Here is a 22064-nt window from a genome sequence, read left to right as displayed (position 1 = left end):
GCACCAGAGATGGCGCATCCGGCACTGCGGTTATCAGTTGCCAACCTGACGTTCATAGGCTTCGAGAATCGCGGTGTTGTAAGGAGCAATCGGGAAGGACTTGCCGAACTTCGCCAGATCGTCAGCCGAGATATCGGTGAAAAGCTTGGCCCAGGTGTCGGCGTCGAGTTCCGACTTGACGTTGTCGGCGTCGATACCCGGATACCAGTTGAAGCGCTTCACGATACCTTCTGCCTGAACCTTGGGGCTGGTCGCCAGCGCAACGAACTTTTCGGCCAGTTCTTTATTCGCGCTCTTTTCCGGGATCACATAGTGCATCGGCTGGCCCGGCATGCCCGGTTCCGGCAGAACAAGCTTCATTTCCGGTGGCAGCTGGCCATTGGCTTTCCACGAATAGAACATATCGACCCAGACCGGACCCATGGCGATTTCACCACGGCTCAGCATGTCGAGCGTTCCGGCATTGCCCGGCGTCAGTGTCGCGTTCTTGGTGAATTCCTTCAGCGATGCAAAAGCCTTATCCCAGTTCTTGGCTTCGCCTTCTTCGAACGGTCCCTGCTGAAGCTTGTTCGCATCGCCGCCATAGGCATAGATCCAGCCCATCACGAAACTGACGCCCGAAGCGCCGCCCTTGATGCCGTTATAGCCGAACTGCTTCGGGTTTTCCTTGGCCCAGGCGACCAGTTCGTCGTAGCTCTTCGGCGGGTTTGGGACGAGCGCCGGATTATAGGCAAGCGCGGTCTGGCTGTTGAACATCGGCATGACATAGCCGTCAACATTGGTACCGAGCGCCATCTTGGCATTGTCGCGGGTTACCAGCTTGCCGGTTTCGATCTTGCCACGATAATTTTCGAGGAACTTGCCGGTGACCATCGGTCCGGCAAATTTCTCATGGATGACGGCAACATCCGTATCCCACTTTTCGACGCCAGCCTTGGACTGGGCCTCGAAACGTTCGAGAATCTTCTGCGAACCCGCATCACCCGGACCGGTGCCGACAACGCGCACGGTCGTGCCCGGATTTTCCTTCTCGAACAAAGGTCCGAGATACTGGTTGACGTAGTCGACCATGTTCTGGTCGCCGGCGGTGAGTACCGTCAGTTCGCCGGCAGACGCAGGGGCAACGGTAAGGCCGAGCACCACTGCTGCTTTCAGGACCGTTCTCATGAAAAACTCCTGTTAAATCCGGATGGACCGGTTTTGTTGATTGCGATTGGGATGCCATGCATCCTGTTGTTTCATCGGGAATTTCAGGCGGCTGCGGGCCATTTGAAGCCCGCAGTACTCACAATGGCCGAGCCGCAATGCCGCCCGGCAAAGCTGTTACGGGACTACTTGTCGAAGAGAAAAAGTGCTTGTTCGGGTATATGGATTTCAACCTCTGATCCCGGTTGATGGCTCTCCTGCGCATCTACCATAATGTGGCGGTCACCAATACGAACCATGTGCCGCCAGAGACCACCGGGATAGCTGGTCTGCTCTACCGTGCCTGCAAGAACGAGTGCGGGTTCGTTGCGGTTAGGCGCGGTGCCCGGGTTGGCGAGTTGTGCCGCTTCACTACGGAAACGCGCGGAGGCGATGCCATCGGAAAGGTTTCTTCTCCCGGCTGGAATGGTGCTCGGCTTGTTATGTGTGCCCGCCGCGATTTCAATCTTGTCCGCTTTGACGGAGACCGGCAGTTCGATCAGGTTTTCCGCGCCCATGAAGGCGGCAACAAAATCGGAGGCTGGGTGATTATAAACCTCCTCCGGCGCGCCAGCCTGGGCAATCTCGCCATTGTTGAGAATGACGATCCTGTCGGCCATCACCATGGCCTCTTCACGATCATGGGTAACGTGCACGGCCGTAATGCCCAAGCGGCGTTGCAGGGCGCTAATCTCATGGCGTACCGACAGGCGAATACGCGCGTCGAGATTGGAGAGTGGTTCGTCGAGAAGCAGGATATCCGGCTGTATGGCCAGTGCGCGGCCAAGCGCAACACGCTGGCGCTGGCCGCCGGAAAGCGCCGTGGGCTTTCTTTCCAGCAGCGCATCAAGGCCAAGCAGGCGGGCAACGTCCTGCACCTTCTGCTTGATTGTGTCTTTTGCGATGCCACGAATGCGCAAGCCATAACCGATATTTTGCGCAACCGTCATGTGAGGCCATAGCGCGTAGGACTGGAACACGAGTGCCATGCCGCGCTTGTCTGGTGGCAACCGGGTTACATCCGCACCATTGACCTTGATTGCGCCGCTGCTCGGTGTATTGAAACCTGCGATTGCACGAAGCAAGGTTGTTTTTCCACACCCCGAAGATCCGAGCAAGGCAACGAATTCGCCCTTGCGGACCGACAGATCAACCCCTTTGAGAACCTCATTATTGCCGTAACGAACGCGCGCGCTCGCAACCTCCAGAAAAGCTGGCATAGGCGTCTCCTCCCCAGGATCGCCGGCTGTTTTTATTCTTTCTGCACAGCCGTGCAATTCAGATTGAAACATCTTTGTGAGACCTCGACAAGCGGCAAATTGGTTCGACTGGAGAAACAGGTACGATGCGCTGCCCCAACATCATGGATGGTTGTTTAATGGGGATTTATTACAGCGGTGTGACGCAGGGCAGCCATTGTGGACAGCTTTGCATTCAATTCGGACAGGTCAGGTCCATTGTTTAAGATCGATGATGGAGCCGTCGCGGGAAGCTGACCCGCGCTGCATTTCTGTTTCCGACGGAAGCAAAAATGCAATGGCGTGCAATAGCCCCTATATCCGCCTGATTCACATGAGACGTTGCTAATAAGAGCAAAGGGAGGGTGCAAAAACGCGGCCTTACTTCGGGTCACAACACGATTTGCGCGGCTTCAACAATTCGGTTGCATAAACTTTCAATTGCAACTAATGATTGATTTGCGGCATTCACACGGTTTTTGAGGGAAGGCCGTTTTGATTTTCTGAAACGCAGGGGGAATACAGGTTTTGAGTCCATTCATTTGAACCCGTGGTGCTCCCAATATTTATTCTTTTTTCCGGTTTGATGATTGAGGATAGTATGAGCATAGTCATGAAGAATAATTCAATGAATTTATCGACTTATGATCCATCGCCTGTAATCAATTCAATGCAGCTGGCGTCGCTGGGTGGCGGTGACAAGCAGAATATAGATTATGGCTTTTCAGACATTGGTGAGAGGACCTATCAGTCACTCGAAACCATAGCCATCATCGTGCTTGAAATGGTGCGTGGGCTGAAATGGAAACCCTTCGAGGGGGCTGAGGAAATCATAAACTGTCCAGCGGGGATGACGTTCATCATTCCCGCTCATATGAGCTGTGCAATCGTATGGCCCAAAAACACCGCACATCTGACGGTTACGCTCGATGATTCCTTCTTCTCGGCGGAAGAGGGTGATGAGGCTTCTCACAATTGGACGCCACTGCATTTTTCCAACAGGCAATGCCTGCAACTGGCGCAAATTTTGTGGGGCGAGCTGCAAGTCTCACCGCATGTGAGTGGGGCCTACATGGATGCTTTCCGCACCGTGCTGACGGGTGTGCTGGTGCGCAACGCATCAATCGCTAGGGGCAGCAACAAGCAGCAGTTCGGGCTCAGCAACTATGCCTGTCGCCAGATCGAGAACTATCTTAAGGAACATTATCGCCAGCAGGTGTCTGTGCCCGACATGGCGTCATTGATCGGTATTTCAGCGGGCCATTTTGCAACCTGCTTTCGCGCGAGCTTCGGTCTCACGCCGCATCAATACCTCATGCGGCTGCGGCTGGACGAAGCTGAACGCTGTCTTCGTGAAACCGATATCTCCTTGAGCGAGCTTGCCGCCACGCTGGGCTTTTCCAGCCAGAGCCACATGACGACCGCGCTGCGCAAATACCGCCATCTGACACCGGGAGAAGTCCGTCGGCGTAGTTATGCGCAACGGCGGAAGAACCTGTCCTGAAACACCAACTGACGACAGACTCAGGATGGCCCGGCTTCTCGCTGGGCCATATCGCTTTTCTGGAGCTGATTCTGGATGTTGCTGGAAGTTGTTAACGAGGGGGAGGCGCGTCAGCTCCCCGCACTGCCGTTTGCATTTGACGACGCGTTGCGCCGAACCCATTTCCGCCAGATGTATATTTCGCTGCGCCGGCGAATGCGGCGAACGCGATGAGAATCGTGAGAAAGTACGATCAATCCAAGCGGCAGCATCCAGAAACCGAGCACCGGCAAGAAGCCAAGTGCGCCCCCAGCCACCAGAGAACCACCCAAAACGCGCCGCATCATCACCGATTGAGGAATCGGGATTCGCCGACCGAGAATCAAAATGACCTTGCGAGGCGCTTTTGGGTTCGTTTCTTCGTTCACTGGACCAAGTCTCTCCATTGCTGCTCGATATTTTTTACGTCTGAATGTCCCAGAGAATATAGGGTTTCGTGAGGCAGATGCAAAAAGTTGGAAAAAATTCAATTTTGCCCTTTGCAAACCCGAAATCCTTTTGCTATACGCCACCTCGCTGACGCAACGAGCACCTGTTCCCCGGTAGCTCAGTGGTAGAGCAACCGGCTGTTAACCGGTTGGTCGCTGGTTCGAATCCGGCCCGGGGAGCCACTTCAACTTTTGAAGTCGCTAATATCTCAATAGCTTACATAACGCAGATCAAGTTTTGCTTTAACAGCAGAATAAGACACATTCGTGCTGCGTCCATTCTGGTTTGCCAAATTCATCCGTCTTCAGATTGTCATGTGCAGAGCGCGAATCGCTCTCATGTGGTGATGCATTTGAGCGCAACGCTGATGTTGTTCGTTCGTTGCGAAATAAATGGCTCAGGACGCGCACAGGCGCGTGATCAGTCAATTTCCCATATGGCCCGCCAAAATCATCATTCACGATCCAGCGGGCTGTGTCGGGGCTGGAGAATGCCGTTGTGCGGAGAAGAGCAGGTCTGGCTTGAGGTCCCCCATGCCGACATAAGGATTGGCGTGGTTTGCTAGAATCCAGAGGCTGATCGTGCCCGTCAGTACATAAAGGACCAGAGCGCGCTTTCCGGCGAGCGGACGGTCAGCATGGACAGCGGCAATTGTGATCGCCGTCAGCAAGGTCAGGAACAGGACGAGATACCACTTGGATTCGTCAATCGACGAGCTGGCGACGGCCAGCCGCTCGTTACGGGCATCCTGAAGCTCATCAAAATCATTGACGAGCTGCGAAACTATCGGGCCGGGCAGGCCAGAAAGTGCAATCTTTTGGACGATTGCGCGAATTCCCAGAATCGCGTGGTCCACGTCCAATGTGGAAACCGTATTGTTCTGCTGACCCCATTCGTCGTCGATGACGATGGTGCGATAGTTCAGCACCGCAGTTTTCAATTCCGCGTTGTCGAGAACGATGGGGCTCGCTGTGTCCAGCAACCGATGGATGGCAGAGCGTTCCTTGCTGACGGAAAAATCGGCGCGGGAATTGAGCGACCAGGCGTCAGCAGCCACAAAGCCCATTGAAAGCGCCCATGCCGTTGCAATCGTGCCGAGAAAAGCGGGAGCGGGTATGGAAAAGATATCGTGCTTCGCGTGCCTGCTGAGATATCGCAGTGCACCATAACCGGCGCTATACAGTATAATCGCAAAGGCGATGAAAAATAAAAATACAGCGTAGGTGGGAAGTTCTATAAGTGTAGTGAGCATTGTTTATTCCTCCGCCATACCCCAAAATAGTGGGAACAATAATAACTGCTGGTTTGGCGCTGGCAATCGAGTGTAAAAACAATGAACAGAAAGGTCGTTGCAGACGACCATTACAAAAAATCTCCGGGGAGGGAGCTTCGATGATTTATCCAGTGCAGGACAGCTATGGTAATCGCATTGGCACCATTATCCCCGAAGATTCCGATAACCCCGGGGAACGTTGGGTCGCCTATGCGATCCACGATCAGCGCAAGGCTTTTGGGAGCTGGCAGGCCGCGCGCGACTGGATTGAACAAAGAGCCACAAGCAGCGATCAGAAATAAGCAATATCAGCCGCAATTTTCTCGGCTTTTCGGCGGTTAACCTATATTAGCTGTTTAAGATGCATTGCGAACAGGAAAGACTATAGTTTTATGAAAGGGTCTTTTGCGCTTGGGAGAGTTTGAATGCTACGGATTACCGCTCTGAGTGTTTCTTTGTTTTTTCTTTCACTGCCGGCAACAGCGGCTTCCAATAAATGCGCCAATGCGCAAGACCAAGCCACAATGACCCAGTGTGCAGGCGATGATTTTTCTGCTGCAGACACGAAGCTGAATGCCAGCTTCAAGGAAATCCAGAAGCGTCTCGCCGATGATGCGGACGGCAAGAAGCTGTTTGTCAAAGCTCAGCGTGCCTGGATTGCATTCCGCGATGCTGAATGTGATTTCACGACCGCGGATTCATCGGGAGGCACCATCCATTCGATGCTCGTTGCCTCTTGCAAAACCGATCTGACCAAGCAGCGCAACGAACAGTTCCAGAAATATCTGAGCTGTGAAGAAGGCGATATGAGCTGTCCGGTTCCTGCCGCGAACTGATGCTGCGCCATATTTCAGGCGGTAACCGGGCGCACAATTCTCCTTGGAAGGAACAGGCAAAGTTATAACGATCATAAGCCTGTCTTCCGAATCCAAGGAGGATATGCCGTGAAAACGATGTTTCTAGCACTCGGATTGGTCGCGCTGTCGACCGCTGGCGCATTTGCTGCCGAACCTGCCAAAATGATGGACAGCCCGTCCGGCAAAATGCTGGTCACGCCGAAAGGCATGACGCTCTACACCTTCGACAAGGATATGGGCGGTAAATCGTCATGCGATGCCCAATGTCTGAAAATGTGGCCTGCATTTCATGCAGAAAAGGCCTCGAAAGCGGACACAGATTTCTCGGTCGTCAAGGCCATGGATGGTAAGGACATGTGGGCCTATAAAGGCATGCCGCTTTATCGTTACCACGAAGACATGAAGAAGGGCGACGCCAAGGGTGATGGCAAGGGCGGCGTGTGGCACGTCGTTAAGTAACGAAGGGCGCTACGGCGCCCTTTTCGGGGCCGATGGACCTCATAAAGATCGTCAGTGGATGACGACGGCATAGAGTAAGGCCACAAAATTGACGAGCATGAAGCCCGTTCCCATATAGGGCATGGCTTTTGTGAAAAAGAGCTGTAGCTTGACCATAAACCATCTCCGCAATTGAATGATGGCAGCATCTCTAAAAGCTATTTAAATCGACGATCCGGCGGCAAGGTTTCCCGTTGTTGCAATTTGTAACAACAAATTGCTCCACAGCTCAGTTATCCGCGCTGAAACCAAACTGTTCCATTTATCGCAGAGTCTGACGGGATCAGTTGCCGGTGGGGGCTGTGCCTCCAGAAACGCCCTTATCTGGAACTGGCGCCCTGTTGCCATCCGGATTGGTCACCATGGTCAAGGCCGCCAATGCGAGCAGAATAGGGGCGGCGAGCACTGCCACTCTCAACACGACGCAAACGGCGTGTTTAACGCGTCTCCATGGTGAGGCTTGTCTCATGTGCTATTGTTGCACAGCCTGTTCTTTCCAACGAGTTAACAGATCGCAAGGTTCTAATATTCTCGCGATCACATTTGACTCGTGCCAATTTGCAACGGATTGTCAGCATTCCGGCGTTCATTCGCATGGCAATGGAAAACACCAAGGAATTTTTACACAAAGGTCTCGAATCGCTTGACGAAGCGGGCGGGGATCAATATTGGAACTGCGCAGAGCACAACCAATTGATTTGGAAACGCTCTCAGGAAGGCCTCGTGGCGGAGTGGTTACGCAGAGGACTGCAAATCCTTGCACCCCGGTTCGATTCCGGGCGAGGCCTCCATCTCTTTCCCGCAATCGCTGTAAGTGTTTGGCACTCAATGATTAATTTCTTGAGTGTGGCAATCTGTTCACTCTGCACCCTCTCCGGTACCGTTGGTTTCTGTCTGAACCGCTGTGCGTGCGAAGCCAGCTGTTAGCGCGATGCTGGTCGGAATACAGGTGCAAGCCTATTGTTGCTGTGCTTGCGGCTGGGGTTCATTCGTTTGCGGCTGAGGCGTCTGTGTGGGAGCGGGGGCAGGTTCTTCTGAAAGAACTTCGTTTGTCTTGGCCTTGATTTCTTCGGCCGTCTGTTGGCTGATCAACCCTTGCGATGCGGCGAAGCCTACGACAATTGCAACGATTGCGCCGACAAGCGCGGCTTTGAGCTTCGGTGACATAAGGTGGCTCTCCTGCCAATATGGTTCATGTCCCGCCCAGACTTCTATTATCGATCTTATGCTACAGCCATGTAAAGATTCAATATTGTTGATCGCATCCAAATAGCCTTCTCGTATCGAAATACGACAAGTGCCGTATAGCGCCGAAGCCAATTCTAGCGTTTGCTCAACCTGGATTGTGTGACAACGCCGGCATGATCTCATTGTATTTCGGCGTCATGCTGGCAAGACCAGCAGAGGAGGAATGATGAAGGCCATAGCTTTGATAGCCATTGGTGCATTCATGGTAACGGGAACTGCATTTGCCGCCGCACCAGCGAACGGAAACGTAGACACTCAGACAGTAAAATCCGCAAAGTCTACCGCGACTATCGTCGCGGCTGGCAAGAACAGGGCGGGATTCCCGACAGGCTCGGGGTCCGGCCTAGCCGGTGGACGGACCATTTTGGGCGGTTGAGTGATTTGCCCCGTTTACGCGGGGCAGGCGCTCATTTGCGCCTTGCTGCCATGATTCCCATTGCATTGCGCATTTGTCGTACCAACGGCTCTTTGCGGGGCCACACGAGCGGTGTGTCAGGTCACGTCATCCTGAGCGATGATGCCGCCTTCACCTTCAAGGATAGCTATGCGTTTGGCTTCCGAGGCGGTGAATTTCAACCGAACGCCAACTCCGCGCTCGTCCTCCGGGATAAAGACCGCGCCCAGGTCTTCTAAAGCAACTTGCAGCTTGTTGATGACTTCGGCCGAAGGCTTATCGATTTTGCGTTCGAAGTCTTCGATAATCGATGCATCCACTTTTGACAGCTTCGCAAGATTATCGCGCGAAATTTCAACGAGTGCGCGGCCCGCTCGACATAGTGGTCCTGTGAGCATTCTACCCTCCGTGTCTATATCCACCGAGATTGAACCGTAAGTCTCGCGGCGAAACAAGTTGGTTTAGTCGCTTAACAGAGCGGTTTGGATGCCCTCAGGCAGCACACCACTCAATCCTCATCGTCGCGGTCTGATGGTGTCTGCGTGCGTGCGAGGTTGCCTTTCGAGAAGGTATAACCCGTTTCCACTGCATTCAGCCCGAACTTGTTGCGCAGGCGATCAATGGCGGTTTCGGCGACGGCGCGCTTTGTAGCTTGCGTGTCAACGAGGTCGGGCGGATCGGCGCGGTCGTTTGAGGATAGTTCGCTGACGCCAATCCCAAGCAGTCGGAATTTGGTGCCGTCCAGCTCCTTTTCCAGAAGCTGCAATCCATGGCGGAAAATGCGGTCGGCCAGCTGGGTCGGGTCGGAAAGCTGGCGATTGCGGGTACGCAGCTTGAAATCCTGTGTTTTAAGCTTGAGCACGACCGTGCGTCCGGCAATTTCGCCCGCTTTCAGGCGACGCGATACTTTTTCGGCAAGCGCACGCAGAACCGGAACCAGATCGGCAGCGGTCGAGAGATCGGTGTTGAAGGTCGTTTCCGCCGAAATACTTTTCATGTCGTGATCAGGTTCGACCCGCCGGCTGTCCTGTCCACGTGACAGGCGATACAAACGCTGGCCCATTGTGCCATAGGCCTTCATCAGCGCGCCTTCGTCCATCGTCTGAAGCTGACCGATGTCGCGGATGCCATCGCTTTGCAGCTTGGCCGCAAATGCCTTGCCGACGCCCCAGATCATGCTCACCGGCTTGTCGCGCAGAAAATCGAGCGCTTCTGCTTCTCCGATGACGGAAAATCCGCGCGGCTTTTCAAGATCGGAAGCCACCTTGGCGAGATATTTGCAATAGGACAGGCCGATGGACGCGCTGATTCCGATTTCGCTTTCAACACGTTTGGAAAAGCGCGCCAGAACAACGGCGGGCGGTGCCTTGTGCAATCGTTCGGTGCCGCTGAGATCGAGAAACGCTTCGTCGATGGAAAGCGGTTCGACCAAAGGGGTGAGATCGCGCATCAGCTGCCGCACCTCGCGCCCGACGCGGGCATATTTCTCCATATTGGGTTTGATGACGACGGCTTCCGGACAGGCGTCAAGCGCCTTGTACATCGGCATGGCCGAGCGCACGCCGTGAATACGGGCGAGATAACAAGCGGTGGAAACGACGCCGCGCTTACCGCCGCCGATAATGAGCGGCTTGTCGCGCAGTTCAGGATTGTCCCGCTTTTCCACCGACGCGTAAAAAGCATCGCAGTCGATATGGGCAAGCGTCAGCCTGTAAAGTTCCGGGTGTCGTATCAGGCGCGGACTGCCGCAGGAGTAACAGCGGCGCACGGAAGCGCTCTTTTGCAACGACAGACAGTCGCGGCATAAGCCTTGCTCAGAACTGTTTCCGGCGAAATTCTCAACCATCGTGAACATGCACAGCATTATCGGCGGGCCAGATATCATCGGAATGTAGCTGGCCTGACGAACATAAAAGGAACATACCTTCTATATCATCAATCCTGCCCAGCGCCACTGGCAGAGCCGAGCCTAACCGCCATGCTCTTGACATTGGCAGCGATATCACCAAGTTTAGTGTCATGAACAACCATTTCGCCGCCATACTCCATCGGGTTCAACCGATCGCGGGATAAAGGCCCTCGAGCCCTGCCTAGCGCAGATGGGCTCCGGGGGATGGTTCGTCGCTTGTCTCAAGCGAACTCGATAAGCGCTTTCACAAAAACATCCCAATCATCCGCTTCGAGCCAAGGCGCTCGGAGATATTTATCTTTATAACAGTGAGCTATCGCCATGAGCGTCAAGAATCGCAAGAAGCCTAATATTGTCGTCAGTGACGTTGACTACGAGCGCCTGATGGGGCTGGCCAACAGCGTCTCCGAGCAGCACGAGGAAATCGCCGACGAGTTGATGGCCGAACTTGACCGCGCCAAGGTCGTGCCCGCCAAGCGCCTGCCGCAGAACGTCGTGCATATGGGCTCGGTGGTTGAATTCCGTTCCAATGACGGGCATGAGCGCCGTGTGACGCTTGTTTATCCTGGCGAGGCGGACATTGCTCAGGGCAAGGTTTCGATTCTGACCCCGATTGGCACGGCATTGATCGGCCTTGCGCCCGGCCAGTCGATTTCATGGACCGCACGCGACGGGCGAGCACATGAGTTGAACGTTATCAGCGTTTCAACAGCGGAAGAGGTTGTTACCGGTCCAACTGCTGCCTGAAATCAGGTTTGAAACAGAACGGCGTCTTCGAATCAGTCGGCGCCGCTCTGCAAATGCTGGCCTGCACCGCCGGGCAAAAACGAGGCCGCTTTCTCGATGATAGCTGGGTCACGCCCGGTTTCCTCGCAGAAGCGCATCAGTGTCGGTTCGTGGCTCAGGAAAAACTGGAGCACACCGGCCAGAAAACCCGGTTCACGCGCAGCCTGACGAATGGATGAGGCTTCGATGCCCGTCAGTGCCAGAAAGCGGGGCAACAAATCCTTATCCTGCGCGAGCCATGCCAAAGCTTCAATGGCGAGGCCTTGCGCTTCTGTTTCGTTCATAAGCGTTTTCACCGTCACTCTCCATTTCAAGCAATTCAAACAGCCGCCGCTAAGGCCTGCTATTGTTTTCATATAAGATGCATGCCCTTGTAGCGACAACGGAATTATTTGCCTTTCGTCAATGAAATGAGGTTAAATCAAAGAGTGCACCGAGGGGAATGTCGGCGCGCACTGTCTGGTGTCAGCCAATGCCAGTGGATGAATGAAAAATCGGGCCGGGGAATTGCCCCAGGGAAGTTTCGATGACGAAAAGCGTAATGATCGTCGAAGACAACGAATTGAATATGAAGTTGTTTCGCGATCTTATCGAAGCCAGCGGATACGAAACGATCCGGACACGAAACGGTCTCGAGGCGCTTGATCTCGCACGCGAACACCGGCCAGATCTCATTCTCATGGATATCCAGCTTCCGGAAGTCTCAGGTCTGGAAGTGACCAAGTGGCTGAAAGACGATGAAGAACTGCGCCATATTCCGGTGATCGCCGTCACGGCTTTCGCCATGAAAGGCGATGAGGAGCGCATCCGGCAGGGCGGATGTGAGGCCTATATTTCGAAGCCTATTTCTGTTCCAAGATTTATAGAAACGATAAAGTCTTATCTGGGCGACGCTTAGGCTCGACCAGGCGAGGGGGATCATGACTGCCAGAATTCTCGTCGTCGATGATGTGGCTTCCAATGTGAAGCTCCTGGAAGCAAGGCTGCTTGCTGAATATTATGAAGTTGTCAGCGCCTATAACGGGGTTGATGCCTTCGAGATTTGTCTTGGCGGCCAGATTGATGTCGTCCTGCTCGATGTTCTCATGCCCGGCATGGATGGCTTCGAGGTCTGCCGCAAGCTGAAGGACGACCCGCGCACCTCCAACATTCCTGTCGTCATGGTGACGTCGCTTGACCGCCCGGAAGATAAGATTCGCGGATTGGAGGCGGGCGCAGACGATTTCCTGTCCAAGCCGGTCAACGATCTTCACTTGATGTCCCGCGTGAAGAGCCTCGCCCGGCTGAAGCTGGTGTCGGACGAACTGTTCCAGCGCAGCAACAGCGTGGCTGATGCAGAAGTTGAAGCGCTGCTTTTAGCCAAGGTTTCCGGTTCGGGCCCGAACCGGCAGGACGCCGCCCGTATTCTCATTGTGGACGAAGATGAAACGGCAGCAGCGCGTTTGCGCCTGATTTTGAGCGAAACCTACCGCGTCGATATCGCCAATGATGCCAATACCGCTCTGATCAAGGCCATCGAGGCGGATTATGACAGCATCGTCGTTTCGGCAGCGTTTACCTATTACGATCCGCTGCGTCTGTGTTCGCAATTACGCACCATCGAGCGCACCCGACTGGTGCCCATTATCCTCATTGTGCGGGAAGATGAAGGCGCGCTTGTCGTTCGCGCGCTGGAACTCGGCGTCAACGACTATCTGATGCGCCCGCTGGAGAAGCTGGAGCTTTTTGCGCGGCTGCGCACGCAGATCAAGCGCAAGTGCTACAACGATCTGCTGCGGCAGAGCCTGAACCGCTCCATCACCATGGCCGTCACCGACGACCTCACAGGCCTGCACAATCGCCGCTATCTCGATACGCATATGCCGGTGCTGTATAGCCGCGCAACGGGTCGGGAGCGCCCGCTGACGGTCATCATGATCGACTTCGATTATTTCAAGCGCATCAACGACCAGTACGGGCATGATGCGGGTGACGACGTTCTGCGTGAATTCGCCTCGCGCCTGCGCAAGAATATCCGTGGCATGGACCTGATGTGCCGCTATGGCGGCGAGGAGTTCATCGTCGTGCTGCCGGATACGGATTTGCAGGCCGGAGCGGCTGTTGCAGAGCGTATCCGCACCTCCGTGGAGGCTGTGCCCTTTTCGGTCGCCAGCGGGCGTCACAAGGTCAATATGACGATCAGTGTCGGTCTGGCAGGCTTGCGCCTGATGGGTGACAGCGTTGAAGCGTTGTTCGACAGAACCGATGCCGCGCTTTATCTCGCAAAAAAGAACGGGCGCAATCGGGTGGTCGCTTCGGCAGCCTGACTGTTTTGATAAACATCAGATCAAAAACAAAAAGCCGTCTCGTGAGAAACGGCTTTTTTGATTCCGGTTGCCGCAAGGGCAACGCAGGAAACGAATTACTTGATCTTCGTTTCCTTGAAGTCGACGTGCTTGCGCGCAATCGGGTCGTACTTGGTCTTTGTCATCTTTTCCGTCATCGTGCGGCTGTTCTTCTTCGTAACGTAGAAGAAGCCGGTGTCAGCGGTCGACAAAAGCTTGATCTTGATCGTCGTAGCCTTGGCCATATCGAAATACCTGCTCTTTAACTTTGCCGGAGCATCACCTTTTCGGAAACCGGACCCGCTTATCGGGTTCCCATTCTCCGGGGTCATACTCTATGGATGGTAACCGCCAGCGATTCCGGCAATTCACCCGGCAGCGGAAATTCGCCGCATAACTACGGATTGGGGCCGAAAAGTCAAGACCGCTTCTTTCTGAAAAGCAGTCTTCCTGCTGCAAAGATCGCATATGCGGCAAAAAATACCCCAAGCGTCCACGAAAAACCTGCCGGGCCGAAAGCATCCATGCCGACACCGACGGCCTGCGGGCCTGCCAGCATGCCAATTGCATAACAAAACACGAAGGCAGCATTGGCGGAGGCCAGTTCGCGGCCAGTCAGTTCCGAGCCGAGATGGGCAAGGCCTACCGTATAAAGACCAGCCACGACGCCGCCCCATAAAAACAAGACGCCCGCCATCAGATACCACTGGTTCATCAGATAGGGCAGCGCGATCATGCCGATGAGACCCGTGACTGCGCAAAACAGCAGAAGTTTACGCCGATCCGGAATCTTGTCGCTGATAATCCCGAGCGGAATTTGCAGCAGCACATTGCCAAGACCGATCATTGTCAGCAGAAGCGCTGCATCTGCTTCCGGATAACCGATCCGCGCACCGAAGACCGGGAAGAGCGCAAAGCCGCCCGTTTCCACGGCGCCAAAGACGAAGACCGCCATGGTTGCGGTCGGTACCGCGAAAATGAACGGAAGGAAGGGAACATGTTCGCCTTCCTCAAAATCGGGGCTGTCGCGCCAGGCAATCGTCACGGGGATGAGCGCAACCATGATGATCGCGAATCCGACGAAGAACGGCAGGCCGCCGGCACTGCCGATTTTCGAGAAAAGCCACGGCCCCAGCGCGAAACCGAGCGAAAGCGATGTGGAGTAGATGCCAAGCACCAGCCCCCGTTTTTCAGGCGGCGCAGAGGCATTGATCCAATATTCAGACAGGACGAACAGTACCGTCAGTGCGAAATGCAGCACGATGCGCAGCGCAAACCACGCCCAGAGCGGCTGGAAGAAATGAAAGCCGAGGAAGGCAACGCCGCCGATGATGAGCATCAGGAAAATGGCCTTGACCACGCCAAGCCTTGCGGCGATTGGGGCGGCGAGCGGGGCCGCAGCGATGGAGGCAAGGCCTGCAACTGCCGTATTGGCGCCGATGAGGCTTGCCGAATGACCACGGCTTTCCAGCAGCACGCTGAGAAGCGGAATGCCCAGCCCGATAGCAGCGCCCACCGCACTGATGGTCGCAATGGCAGCTGCAAGCGAACGCCAGTGCATCTGGCCTTCTTGCGGAGGAGCGCCTTTTACACCTGCCGCGCTCGTTTTGTTAGAAGCACGGTCGGTTGCTGGAATTTCTTTATTCATCAGTTCAGATCACTTCACGGACAAAGCGGCCGTGCCGCATACGGTATTGCACCACCGGGAGGGCAGCAGGCAAATCAAGGCGTGTTTCAGCCAGAAGGTTTTTGGCTTCCTTCAATATGATCTGGGTGATGAGCGCGACGTCGAGCTTGGTCACATCATCAATCGATACCCAGTCGAGATTCTCCAGTTCGCCACTTGGTGCGAGCTGTTGCTTGCCGAATTCTGGCAGGCTGTCGCAAAACGCGATGAAAAAGCGGGTATCGAATCGACGGACATGTTCTGGCGGGGTCACGGCACGGGCGAAATATCGCAGGCTCGACAGTGCAGGCAGAGCGCCCTGACCGAGAAAAGCCCGCCAGTCCTGATGATTGGCCGGAAGGCCGTGCGGTGGTTCAGCGGAAGAATCATCGGCGACCGGATAGGCTACACGCAGTCCGGTTTCTTCGAATGTCTCGCGGATGGCGCATAGTCCGAGCGCGCGGGCGCGGCGCATGGATGGGCGAGAGCCCATGCCATCCAAAAGTTTCAGTGTGTCATCGTGGCTGAGTTCGTTTGCGGCTGCAATTGCGCCGTCAATCGAATCGGCGCGACCGCCTGGGAAAACGAATTTTCCCGGCATGAAGGCGAGGCTGTGATGACGCTTGCCCATCAGCACGCGCGGCGTGCCTGCCGAGCGGTCAATCAGAAGCAACGAGGCTGCATCGCGCGGGCGCAGCACCTTCTTCTTCTGTTCAGCCAAGGGAGTGGAAACTGTCGCTGTCATGATAGACGGATCAGGTCACGTCGCCGTAGTCGCCTTCGCCCTTACCCCCGAAACCATGCATGTACAGCGCCCATTGCAGGCCGATGGTTGCCCCTTTGAGCGGCTGAAGCAGGATCAGCGACAAAATGATCGTCAGCGGTCCCCAGATCGCCATATGTGCCCATAGCGGCAGATTGGTCGTTGCTTCCACGCCCATGAAGGCACCGACAACGATATGGCCGACAATCAGGATCGTCAGATAGGCCGGAAGATCGTCAGCGCGCTGTTCGGTATAATCCTCGTCGCATACGGAACATTTGGCGACCGGCTTGACGAAGGCGCAGAAAAGCTGGCCTTCGCCGCAATGCGGGCAGCGGCAGCGGAAACCGCGCCACATGGCTTCACCAAGCGGACGCTTGGGATGCGCTTTACTGCTGGCTTCGCCACCGAAAACCTGAATGTTCTGCGCGGAATTGGCCTCAAGCGTGCTCATTACCGACCTCTCTTCTTGTGACGCGGGATGCCCGAAGGCTTGCCCTTTCGGCCACGCACCGTCCTGCTTGCCTTGTGATGCGAGCGCGTCGACATCGGCAGGGGATGCGGTTCCGATACCATCTCAAAACGAAGCGCGCCCGCAACGGGGAGCGCCTCGACCAGCCTGACCGTGACCGTATCACCGAGGCGGAAGCCTTTTCCGCTTCGTTCACCGGCAATCGCATGGTTGGCTTCGTCATATAAATAGTATTCATGACCCAAAGTTGAAATGGGCACCAGCCCATCCGCGCCATATGTCGCAAGGTTCACGAAAAGACCGGCCCGGGTAACGCCCGTTACGCGGCCTTCATACTCGTCACCGAGATGCGAAGCGAGGAAGTGGGCGATCAACCGGTCGACCGTTTCACGTTCGGCCAGCATGGCGCGGCGCTCGGTGGAAGAAATCAGCGCAGAAATCTCGTCAAGGCGCGCTTCCTCGTCGGTGGTGATGCCATCCTTGCCAAGCCGCAGCGCCTTGATAAGCGCGCGATGCACGATAAGGTCGGCATAACGGCGGATCGGCGACGTGAAATGCGCGTAGCGGCGCAGATGCAGCCCGAAATGTCCAATATTTTCGGGGCTGTAAATGGCCTGGCTCTGGGTGCGCAGCACGACCTGATTGACCAGATCCTGATGATCTGTGTCGTCGACAGCCGCCAGAATACGGTTGAACTGCGACGGTTGCAGCGGCCCGCCCTTGGCGAGGTTGAGATCAAGCGTGCGCAGAAACTCGCGCAGGCTCTCCTGCTTGGCCAGCGCCGGCTCATCATGAATACGGAAGATCAATGGCTGGCGATGATCTTCCAGCGTTTCAGCTGCCGCGACATTCGCCTGAATCATGAACTCTTCGATGAGCTTATGCGCATCAAGCCGTTCAGGCACGATCACCTTGTCCACCTTGCCATCCGGCGTCAGCAGGATTTTCTTTTCAGGCAGATCGAGTTCCAGCGGCTCGCGTGCATCGCGACCGCGCTTCAAGACCGCGTAAGCGGCCCAAAGCGGCTTCAATACACTGTCGAGGATTGGTGCCGTCTTATCGTCCGTCGCGCCGTCGATAGCGGCTTGAGCCTGACCATAGGCAAGCTTGGCCGCAGAGCGCATCATGATGCGATGGAACTTGTGCGATTTCTTCCGACCGTCGGCGGCAAAGATCATACGCACAGCCAGCGCCGGGCGGTCTTCCAGTTCGCGCAGCGAACAGAGATTGTTGGATATGCGCTCCGGCAGCATTGGCACAACGCGATCCGGGAAATAGACTGAATTGCCGCGCTTCAAAGCTTCGCGGTCCAGTGCCGAACCGGGCCGGATATAGGCCGCCACGTCGGCAATCGCCACGATGACAATCTGGCCGCCGGGGTTTTCCGGATCACTATCCGGCTCCGCATAGACCGCGTCGTCGTGATCCTTGGCGTCCGCCGGATCGATGGTGAGAAGGGGCACAGCGCGCCAGTCTTCCCGACCGTCCAAGGTGGCGGGTTTCGCGTCTTCGGATTCGCGAATGACTTCATCCGGGAAAACATGCGGGATTTCGTGCTCATGAATGGCGATCATCGACAGCGCCTTTTCGCTATCGATGGAACCGACCACCTGCCGGACCTTACCGCGCGGCAATCCCTGACGGCGCGACGAGATCAGCTCGACTTCCACCAGATCGCCGCTTTCGGCATTTTCCAGTTGAGCGGGATCAAGCTGCACCTCGGCCTGCTTGCGGTCCACAGGCTCCAGCCGCCATTCGCCATTGCCAAGCTTGCGCACGACACCCAGCACCGCATTGGCGCGGTGTTCCAGCCGCTTCATCACGCGGGCAGTATAATCCGGGCCGTCGCGGTCTTCGTTGCGGAAAATCTTTGCCAGAACGCGGTCGCCGACACCGACTGCCGGGCCACCTTCCGATGCCTTGTTGAGCCGTGTGCGGCGCACCAGCATCACCGGCGGCTTGCCATAGGCGGCTTCGTCCCATTCGGTTGGACGGGCCAGCAGCCCGCCATCGTCGTCGCGTCCCGTTACATCCAGTACCGTGACGCTTGGCAGCGATCCAGGACGGGACAGCTTGCGTGCACGTTTTTCGACCAGACCGTCATCGGCCAGTTCGCGCAGCAGGTCTTTCAGATAAACCCGCGCATCGCCCTTGATATTGAATGCCTTGGCCAGCTCGCGCTTTCCGGCGCGGTCAGGATTTTCCTCGATATATTTGAGGACTTCCTCACGCGTTGGCAAAAACGCATGCGGGTCGCCCGCATGCGCCTCCGATTTCGCCTGTGCTGCACGCCGTTCGGTCCGTGCGGATCGACCGGAATCGGGTTTGGAAAAACGACGTGCCAATTGTTACTCCTCTGCCGCTGCGGCCTTCTTAGCCTTCGATGGGGCTTTTGCCTTTGCGGGAGCTTTCTTTGCTGCCGGCTTCTTGGCAGCGGCTTTCTTTTCAGTGCTGGCCGCGGATTTGCGGGCAGGGGCTTTCTTGCCCTTGGACGAGCCGGCCTTTTCGGTGATCAGCGCCAGCGCTTCTTCCAGCGTGACACTTGCCGGGTCCTTGCCCTTCGGCAAAGTCGCATTGACCTTGCCCCAGTTCACATAAGGACCATAGCGTCCGTCACGCACGGTGATGGAACCACCATCCGGATGATCACCAAGCGTTGCCAGTGCTGCCGGGGTAGAACGACCGCGACCGCCCTTGGACTGCTTGTCCGCAAGCACCGAAACGGCACGGTTGAGACCGACCGAGAAAACCTCTTCGGCATTTTCCAGATTGGCAAATGTGCCGTCATGGCTGACATAAGGTCCATAACGGCCGATACCCGCCGAAATCATCTTGCCGGTTTCCGGATGCTGGCCGACGTCACGCGGTAGTGACAGCAGTGCCACAGCCTTTTCATGGTCGACCGTATCCAGCGTCCAGCCTTTTGGCAGGCTGGCGCGCTTGGCTTCCTTACCATCGCCGCGCTGGATATAGGGACCGAAACGGCCCGTCCGCGCAGTGATTTCCTCACCTGTGAACGGATCCTTGCCGAGCGACTTCGGTTCGTCGGCTGCTGCGGCCTCACCATTGGCTTCGCCGCCGAGCTGACGGGTAAATTTGCACTCCGGATAGTTGGAGCAACCAACAAACGCGCCATACTTGCCGAGTTTCAGCGACAAGACGCCGGTGCCACAGGTCGGGCACGACCGTGGATCGCTGCCGTCTTCGCGGGCCGGGAAAGCCAGCGGAGCCAGTTCTTCATTCAGCGCATCGAGAACATTAGTAACGCGCAGTTCCTTGATGTCATCGACCGAGCCAGAGAAATCGCGCCAGAAATCACGCAGCACGTCCTTCCACGACAGCTTGCCGTCGGAGATGAGATCGAGCTTTTCTTCAAGGCTCGCCGTGAAGTCATATTCGACATAACGGTCGAAGAAGCTTTCAAGGAATGCCGTGACCAGACGGCCCTTCGGCTCCGGGATAAGCTTGCGCTTGTCCATGCTGATATATTCGCGGTCGCGCAGCGTGGCGAGCGTGGCGGCATAGGTCGAAGGACGACCGATGCCCAGCTCTTCCATTTTCTTGATGAGCGAGGCTTCCGAATAACGCGGCGGCGGTTCGGTCGAGTGCTGGGTCGCATCGATCTTTTCGCGTGCCAGTGCTTCGCCGCTGCGAATCTCCGGCAGCTTTGCGCTATCCTCGTCGTCTTCCTCTTCCTCGCGGTGATCCATATAGGCTGCAAGGAAACCGTCGAACTTCGTCACCGAGCCATTGGCGCGCAGCATTGCCGAGCGCGAGCCGTTGACGGCTTCGATATCCGCCGTTGTACGCTCGATGTCGGCAGCCTGCATCTGGCTGGCGATCGCGCGCTTCCAGATCAGTTCATAAAGCCGCGCCTGATCTTCATCGAGATAACGGCGCACTTCCTTCGGATGACGCGAAAAGTCAGTCGGACGAATGGCTTCGTGCGCTTCCTGCGCGTTCTTGGCCTTGCTGGAATAATAGCGCGGCTTCTCCGGCACATATTTCGCGCCGAATGTTTCGCCAATGGCTTGACGTGCGGCAGTGATCGCTTCCGGCGCCATCTGCACACCGTCGGTACGCATATAGGTGATGAGACCGGCAGTCTCGCCACCGATATCCACGCCTTCATAAAGACGCTGCGCGACCTGCATGGTGCGCGATGCCGAGAAACCGAGCTGGCCTGAAGCGGCCTGCTGCAAGGTCGAGGTCGTGAAAGGCGGCCCCGGATTGCGCTTGGTCGGCTTGGCTTCGACCGAAATGGCCTTGAAGCTTGCGCCTTCCAGCATGGTGCGGATGCCGGTTGCCTGTTCGCCATTTTTGATGTCGAGCTTGCCAAGCTTCTTGCCGTCCACGGCGGTCAGGCGCGCGGTGAAGCTGTCACTGCGCGGCGTCTTCAAAAGAGCGGCAATGTTCCAGTATTCTTCGCGAATGAACCGCTCGATTTCCGACTCACGGTCAGCGACGAGGCGCAGAGCGACCGACTGCACGCGACCAGCCGAACGTGCGCCGGGCAGTTTGCGCCACAGAACTGGCGACAGTGTGAAACCGAAGAGATAGTCGAGCGCACGACGCGCAAGATAGGCATCCACCAGCGGCTCATCGATATCGCGCGGATTGGCGATGGCGTCGAGCACGGCCTTCTTGGTGATGGCGTTGAACGCCACGCGCTTGACGGTCTTACCCTTCAGCGCCTTTTTCTGATTGAGCACTTCCAGCACGTGCCAGGAAATGGCTTCACCTTCGCGATCAGGGTCGGTTGCGAGAATGAGGCCGTCACTGTCTTTCAGCGCTTTGACGATATCTGAAAGTCGCTTGGATGAATTGCCATCCACTTCCCACGACATGGCAAAATCTTCGTCTGGACGCACCGAGCCATCCTTGGCTGGCAAGTCTCGCACGTGACCAAAAGAAGCCAGAACCTTATAGTTCGAGCCCAGATACTTATTGATAGTTTTCGCCTTCGCAGGCGATTCGACAACCACGACGTTCATTTAAAACAGCCCAGATTCGCGCCCCGCAGAGGCATTTTGCCTCCCAACCGCGTCACAATAGTTGCCTTCCACATGAACAGAGGGCGGCGTTTGGTCAAGAGGACGAGACAAAAAATCGCTAAATACAACCATAAATAGTGATTGCCAGATATGTAACTTTTGGTAGATTTGCAGCCAAAAATGATTGGAGCGTTCATTCATTTGCATAGCGATTTTCTAATTAAGGTACTTGCTTATTTGTTGGGGGGCAGCATGAAGCAACGTCGTGAAGATAATCCTGAAACACTTATTTATATAGAACAGATGCTCGGGGAACTTGGGAAACTGGCGAAGAAGACCGACAATCCCTTATTGGCTTACATGATCCAGATGGCGTCGGAAGAGGCGAAGGATTTGATTGAGGGAAGGCGGAATCATTAAGAGCCTGTTCCAAAAGTCGCCCTATGTGGCTGCAAATGGCAATTTTCTGCATTCCGGTGCTCACG

General features: G+C 55.8%; 22 protein-coding genes and 2 tRNA genes. 10 read left to right on the top strand and 14 right to left on the bottom strand.

All coding sequences use genetic code 11. The annotated features are described in order from the left end of the window. Window positions 1-33 precede the first annotated feature (33 nt). Window positions 34-1167 carry an ABC transporter substrate-binding protein gene (locus FGI60_RS07790; protein WP_138784699.1) on the bottom strand — a complete coding sequence of 378 codons (1134 nt, stop codon included), beginning with the start codon at window positions 1165-1167 and terminating at the stop codon, window positions 34-36. Window positions 1168-1331: 164 nt separating this feature from the next. Then, on the bottom strand, window positions 1332-2405 hold the full coding sequence (locus FGI60_RS07785) for an ABC transporter ATP-binding protein (RefSeq protein ID WP_138784698.1): 1074 nt from the start codon (window positions 2403-2405) through the stop codon (window positions 1332-1334). A 568-nt stretch (window positions 2406-2973) separates the two neighbouring features. On the opposite strand from FGI60_RS07785, the gene FGI60_RS07780 reads away from it, so the two are divergent. Continuing rightward, the gene (locus FGI60_RS07780; RefSeq protein WP_235889766.1) at window positions 2974-3927 is read left to right on the top strand and encodes a helix-turn-helix domain-containing protein; all 954 of its coding nucleotides are present in this window, start codon (window positions 2974-2976) and stop codon (window positions 3925-3927) included. Between the two features lie 110 nt (window positions 3928-4037). Here the strand turns inward: FGI60_RS07780 and FGI60_RS07775 are convergent, their stop codons facing one another. Further along, on the bottom strand, window positions 4038-4253 hold the full coding sequence (locus tag FGI60_RS07775; protein ID WP_235889774.1) for a hypothetical protein: 216 nt from the start codon (window positions 4251-4253) through the stop codon (window positions 4038-4040). 249 nt (window positions 4254-4502) lie between these two features. Here FGI60_RS07775 and FGI60_RS07770 point away from each other — a divergent pair. After that, a tRNA-Asn gene (locus FGI60_RS07770) sits at window positions 4503-4577 on the top strand. Window positions 4578-4852: 275 nt separating this feature from the next. Here the strand turns inward: FGI60_RS07770 and FGI60_RS07765 are convergent. Beyond that, window positions 4853-5647, bottom strand: coding sequence for a bestrophin-like domain (locus FGI60_RS07765; protein WP_138784697.1), 795 nt, complete (start codon window positions 5645-5647; stop codon window positions 4853-4855). A gap of 140 nt (window positions 5648-5787) precedes the next feature. Between FGI60_RS07765 and FGI60_RS07760 the strand changes: the two genes are divergently transcribed. The 4 genes from FGI60_RS07760 to FGI60_RS07745 all read left to right on the top strand — a co-directional run bounded on the left by FGI60_RS07760 (window position 5788) and on the right by FGI60_RS07745 (window position 7814). Continuing rightward, a complete protein-coding gene (locus tag FGI60_RS07760; RefSeq protein ID WP_138784696.1) occupies window positions 5788-5970 on the top strand; it encodes a hypothetical protein in 183 nt (60 codons plus the stop codon). 123 nt (window positions 5971-6093) lie between these two features. Then, entirely contained in the window at window positions 6094-6504 is a 411-nt protein-coding gene (locus FGI60_RS07755; RefSeq protein ID WP_138784695.1) for a lysozyme inhibitor LprI family protein, read from the top strand. A 108-nt stretch (window positions 6505-6612) separates the two neighbouring features. Beyond that, on the top strand, window positions 6613-6984 hold the full coding sequence (locus FGI60_RS07750; RefSeq protein WP_138784694.1) for a COG4315 family predicted lipoprotein: 372 nt from the start codon (window positions 6613-6615) through the stop codon (window positions 6982-6984). A 756-nt stretch (window positions 6985-7740) separates the two neighbouring features. Next, window positions 7741-7814, top strand: a tRNA-Cys gene (locus FGI60_RS07745). Between the two features lie 166 nt (window positions 7815-7980). Here the strand turns inward: FGI60_RS07745 and FGI60_RS07740 are convergent. The 3 genes from FGI60_RS07740 to FGI60_RS07730 all read right to left on the bottom strand — a co-directional run bounded on the left by FGI60_RS07740 (window position 7981) and on the right by FGI60_RS07730 (window position 10511). After that, window positions 7981-8190, bottom strand: coding sequence for a hypothetical protein (locus tag FGI60_RS07740; RefSeq protein WP_138784693.1), 210 nt, complete (start codon window positions 8188-8190; stop codon window positions 7981-7983). A gap of 573 nt (window positions 8191-8763) precedes the next feature. After that, complete coding sequence (locus FGI60_RS07735; protein WP_138784692.1) at window positions 8764-9063, bottom strand: XRE family transcriptional regulator; 300 nt, start codon at window positions 9061-9063, stop codon at window positions 8764-8766. Window positions 9064-9173: 110 nt separating this feature from the next. Continuing rightward, entirely contained in the window at window positions 9174-10511 is a 1338-nt protein-coding gene (locus tag FGI60_RS07730; RefSeq protein ID WP_138784691.1) for a DNA polymerase IV, read from the bottom strand. A 384-nt stretch (window positions 10512-10895) separates the two neighbouring features. Between FGI60_RS07730 and rnk the strand changes: the two genes are divergently transcribed. Further along, window positions 10896-11321, top strand: coding sequence for a nucleoside diphosphate kinase regulator (gene rnk, locus FGI60_RS07725; RefSeq protein WP_138784690.1), 426 nt, complete (start codon window positions 10896-10898; stop codon window positions 11319-11321). Window positions 11322-11353: 32 nt separating this feature from the next. On the opposite strand, the gene FGI60_RS07720 is transcribed toward rnk, so the two are convergent. Continuing rightward, entirely contained in the window at window positions 11354-11656 is a 303-nt protein-coding gene (locus FGI60_RS07720) for a DUF3572 domain-containing protein (RefSeq protein ID WP_138784689.1), read from the bottom strand. A gap of 230 nt (window positions 11657-11886) precedes the next feature. Between FGI60_RS07720 and FGI60_RS07715 the strand changes: the two genes are divergently transcribed. Further along, complete coding sequence (locus FGI60_RS07715; protein ID WP_007878616.1) at window positions 11887-12258, top strand: response regulator; 372 nt, start codon at window positions 11887-11889, stop codon at window positions 12256-12258. Window positions 12259-12280: 22 nt separating this feature from the next. After that, on the top strand, window positions 12281-13666 hold the full coding sequence (locus tag FGI60_RS07710; RefSeq protein WP_138784688.1) for a PleD family two-component system response regulator: 1386 nt from the start codon (window positions 12281-12283) through the stop codon (window positions 13664-13666). Between the two features lie 95 nt (window positions 13667-13761). Here FGI60_RS07710 and rpmG read toward each other — a convergent pair whose 3' ends face one another. The 6 genes from rpmG to topA all read right to left on the bottom strand — a co-directional run bounded on the left by rpmG (window position 13762) and on the right by topA (window position 21579). Next, window positions 13762-13929 carry a 50S ribosomal protein L33 gene (rpmG, locus tag FGI60_RS07705; RefSeq protein ID WP_007878621.1) on the bottom strand — a complete coding sequence of 56 codons (168 nt, stop codon included), beginning with the start codon at window positions 13927-13929 and terminating at the stop codon, window positions 13762-13764. 173 nt (window positions 13930-14102) lie between these two features. Further along, window positions 14103-15245: an MFS transporter gene (locus FGI60_RS07700; protein ID WP_078337081.1), complete on the bottom strand. Its 1143-nt coding sequence runs from the start codon at window positions 15243-15245 to the stop codon at window positions 14103-14105. 91 nt (window positions 15246-15336) lie between these two features. Continuing rightward, window positions 15337-16095: an NUDIX hydrolase gene (locus FGI60_RS07695; RefSeq protein WP_138784687.1), complete on the bottom strand. Its 759-nt coding sequence runs from the start codon at window positions 16093-16095 to the stop codon at window positions 15337-15339. A 10-nt stretch (window positions 16096-16105) separates the two neighbouring features. Beyond that, on the bottom strand, window positions 16106-16567 hold the full coding sequence (locus FGI60_RS07690; RefSeq protein WP_138784686.1) for a DUF983 domain-containing protein: 462 nt from the start codon (window positions 16565-16567) through the stop codon (window positions 16106-16108). Continuing rightward, window positions 16567-18930, bottom strand: coding sequence for a ribonuclease R (gene rnr, locus FGI60_RS07685; RefSeq protein WP_138784685.1), 2364 nt, complete (start codon window positions 18928-18930; stop codon window positions 16567-16569). Before rnr ends, FGI60_RS07690 begins: the two co-directional genes overlap by 1 nt. A 3-nt stretch (window positions 18931-18933) precedes the next feature. Then, entirely contained in the window at window positions 18934-21579 is a 2646-nt protein-coding gene (gene topA / locus FGI60_RS07680; protein WP_138784684.1) for a type I DNA topoisomerase, read from the bottom strand. 252 nt (window positions 21580-21831) lie between these two features. Here topA and FGI60_RS26240 point away from each other — a divergent pair, with 252 nt between their 5' ends. Then, on the top strand, window positions 21832-21999 hold the full coding sequence (locus FGI60_RS26240; protein ID WP_171058733.1) for a hypothetical protein: 168 nt from the start codon (window positions 21832-21834) through the stop codon (window positions 21997-21999). Window positions 22000-22064 lie beyond the last annotated feature (65 nt).

This window comes from Brucella haematophila, assembly GCF_005938105.1.
In the GTDB taxonomy this organism is placed as follows: domain Bacteria; phylum Pseudomonadota; class Alphaproteobacteria; order Rhizobiales; family Rhizobiaceae; genus Brucella; species Brucella haematophila.
Note: the sequence above shows the minus strand (reverse complement) of the source record. Positions and strands in the feature narration are given on the sequence as shown.

What these genes read in the sequence shown, in the direction of transcription:
- FGI60_RS07790 (WP_138784699.1), bottom strand. Translation starts at nt 1,167, where the DNA reads ATGAGAACGGTCCTGAAAGCAGCAGTGGTGCTCGGCCTTACCGTTGCC.
- FGI60_RS07785 (WP_138784698.1), bottom strand. Translation starts at nt 2,405, where the DNA reads ATGCCAGCTTTTCTGGAGGTTGCGAGCGCGCGCGTTCGTTACGGCAAT.
- FGI60_RS07775 (WP_235889774.1), bottom strand. Translation starts at nt 4,253, where the DNA reads ATGATGCGGCGCGTTTTGGGTGGTTCTCTGGTGGCTGGGGGCGCACTT.
- FGI60_RS07765 (WP_138784697.1), bottom strand. Translation starts at nt 5,647, where the DNA reads ATGCTCACTACACTTATAGAACTTCCCACCTACGCTGTATTTTTATTT.
- FGI60_RS07760 (WP_138784696.1), top strand. Translation starts at nt 5,788, where the DNA reads ATGATTTATCCAGTGCAGGACAGCTATGGTAATCGCATTGGCACCATT.
- FGI60_RS07755 (WP_138784695.1), top strand. Translation starts at nt 6,094, where the DNA reads ATGCTACGGATTACCGCTCTGAGTGTTTCTTTGTTTTTTCTTTCACTG.
- FGI60_RS07740 (WP_138784693.1), bottom strand. Translation starts at nt 8,190, where the DNA reads ATGTCACCGAAGCTCAAAGCCGCGCTTGTCGGCGCAATCGTTGCAATT.
- FGI60_RS07735 (WP_138784692.1), bottom strand. Translation starts at nt 9,063, where the DNA reads ATGCTCACAGGACCACTATGTCGAGCGGGCCGCGCACTCGTTGAAATT.
- FGI60_RS07730 (WP_138784691.1), bottom strand. Translation starts at nt 10,511, where the DNA reads ATGGTTGAGAATTTCGCCGGAAACAGTTCTGAGCAAGGCTTATGCCGC.
- rnk (WP_138784690.1), top strand. Translation starts at nt 10,896, where the DNA reads ATGAGCGTCAAGAATCGCAAGAAGCCTAATATTGTCGTCAGTGACGTT.
- FGI60_RS07715 (WP_007878616.1), top strand. Translation starts at nt 11,887, where the DNA reads ATGACGAAAAGCGTAATGATCGTCGAAGACAACGAATTGAATATGAAG.
- FGI60_RS07710 (WP_138784688.1), top strand. Translation starts at nt 12,281, where the DNA reads ATGACTGCCAGAATTCTCGTCGTCGATGATGTGGCTTCCAATGTGAAG.
- rpmG (WP_007878621.1), bottom strand. Translation starts at nt 13,929, where the DNA reads ATGGCCAAGGCTACGACGATCAAGATCAAGCTTTTGTCGACCGCTGAC.
- FGI60_RS07700 (WP_078337081.1), bottom strand. Translation starts at nt 15,245, where the DNA reads ATGCACTGGCGTTCGCTTGCAGCTGCCATTGCGACCATCAGTGCGGTG.
- FGI60_RS07695 (WP_138784687.1), bottom strand. Translation starts at nt 16,095, where the DNA reads ATGACAGCGACAGTTTCCACTCCCTTGGCTGAACAGAAGAAGAAGGTG.
- FGI60_RS07690 (WP_138784686.1), bottom strand. Translation starts at nt 16,567, where the DNA reads ATGAGCACGCTTGAGGCCAATTCCGCGCAGAACATTCAGGTTTTCGGT.
- topA (WP_138784684.1), bottom strand. Translation starts at nt 21,579, where the DNA reads ATGAACGTCGTGGTTGTCGAATCGCCTGCGAAGGCGAAAACTATCAAT.
- FGI60_RS26240 (WP_171058733.1), top strand. Translation starts at nt 21,832, where the DNA reads ATGAAGCAACGTCGTGAAGATAATCCTGAAACACTTATTTATATAGAA.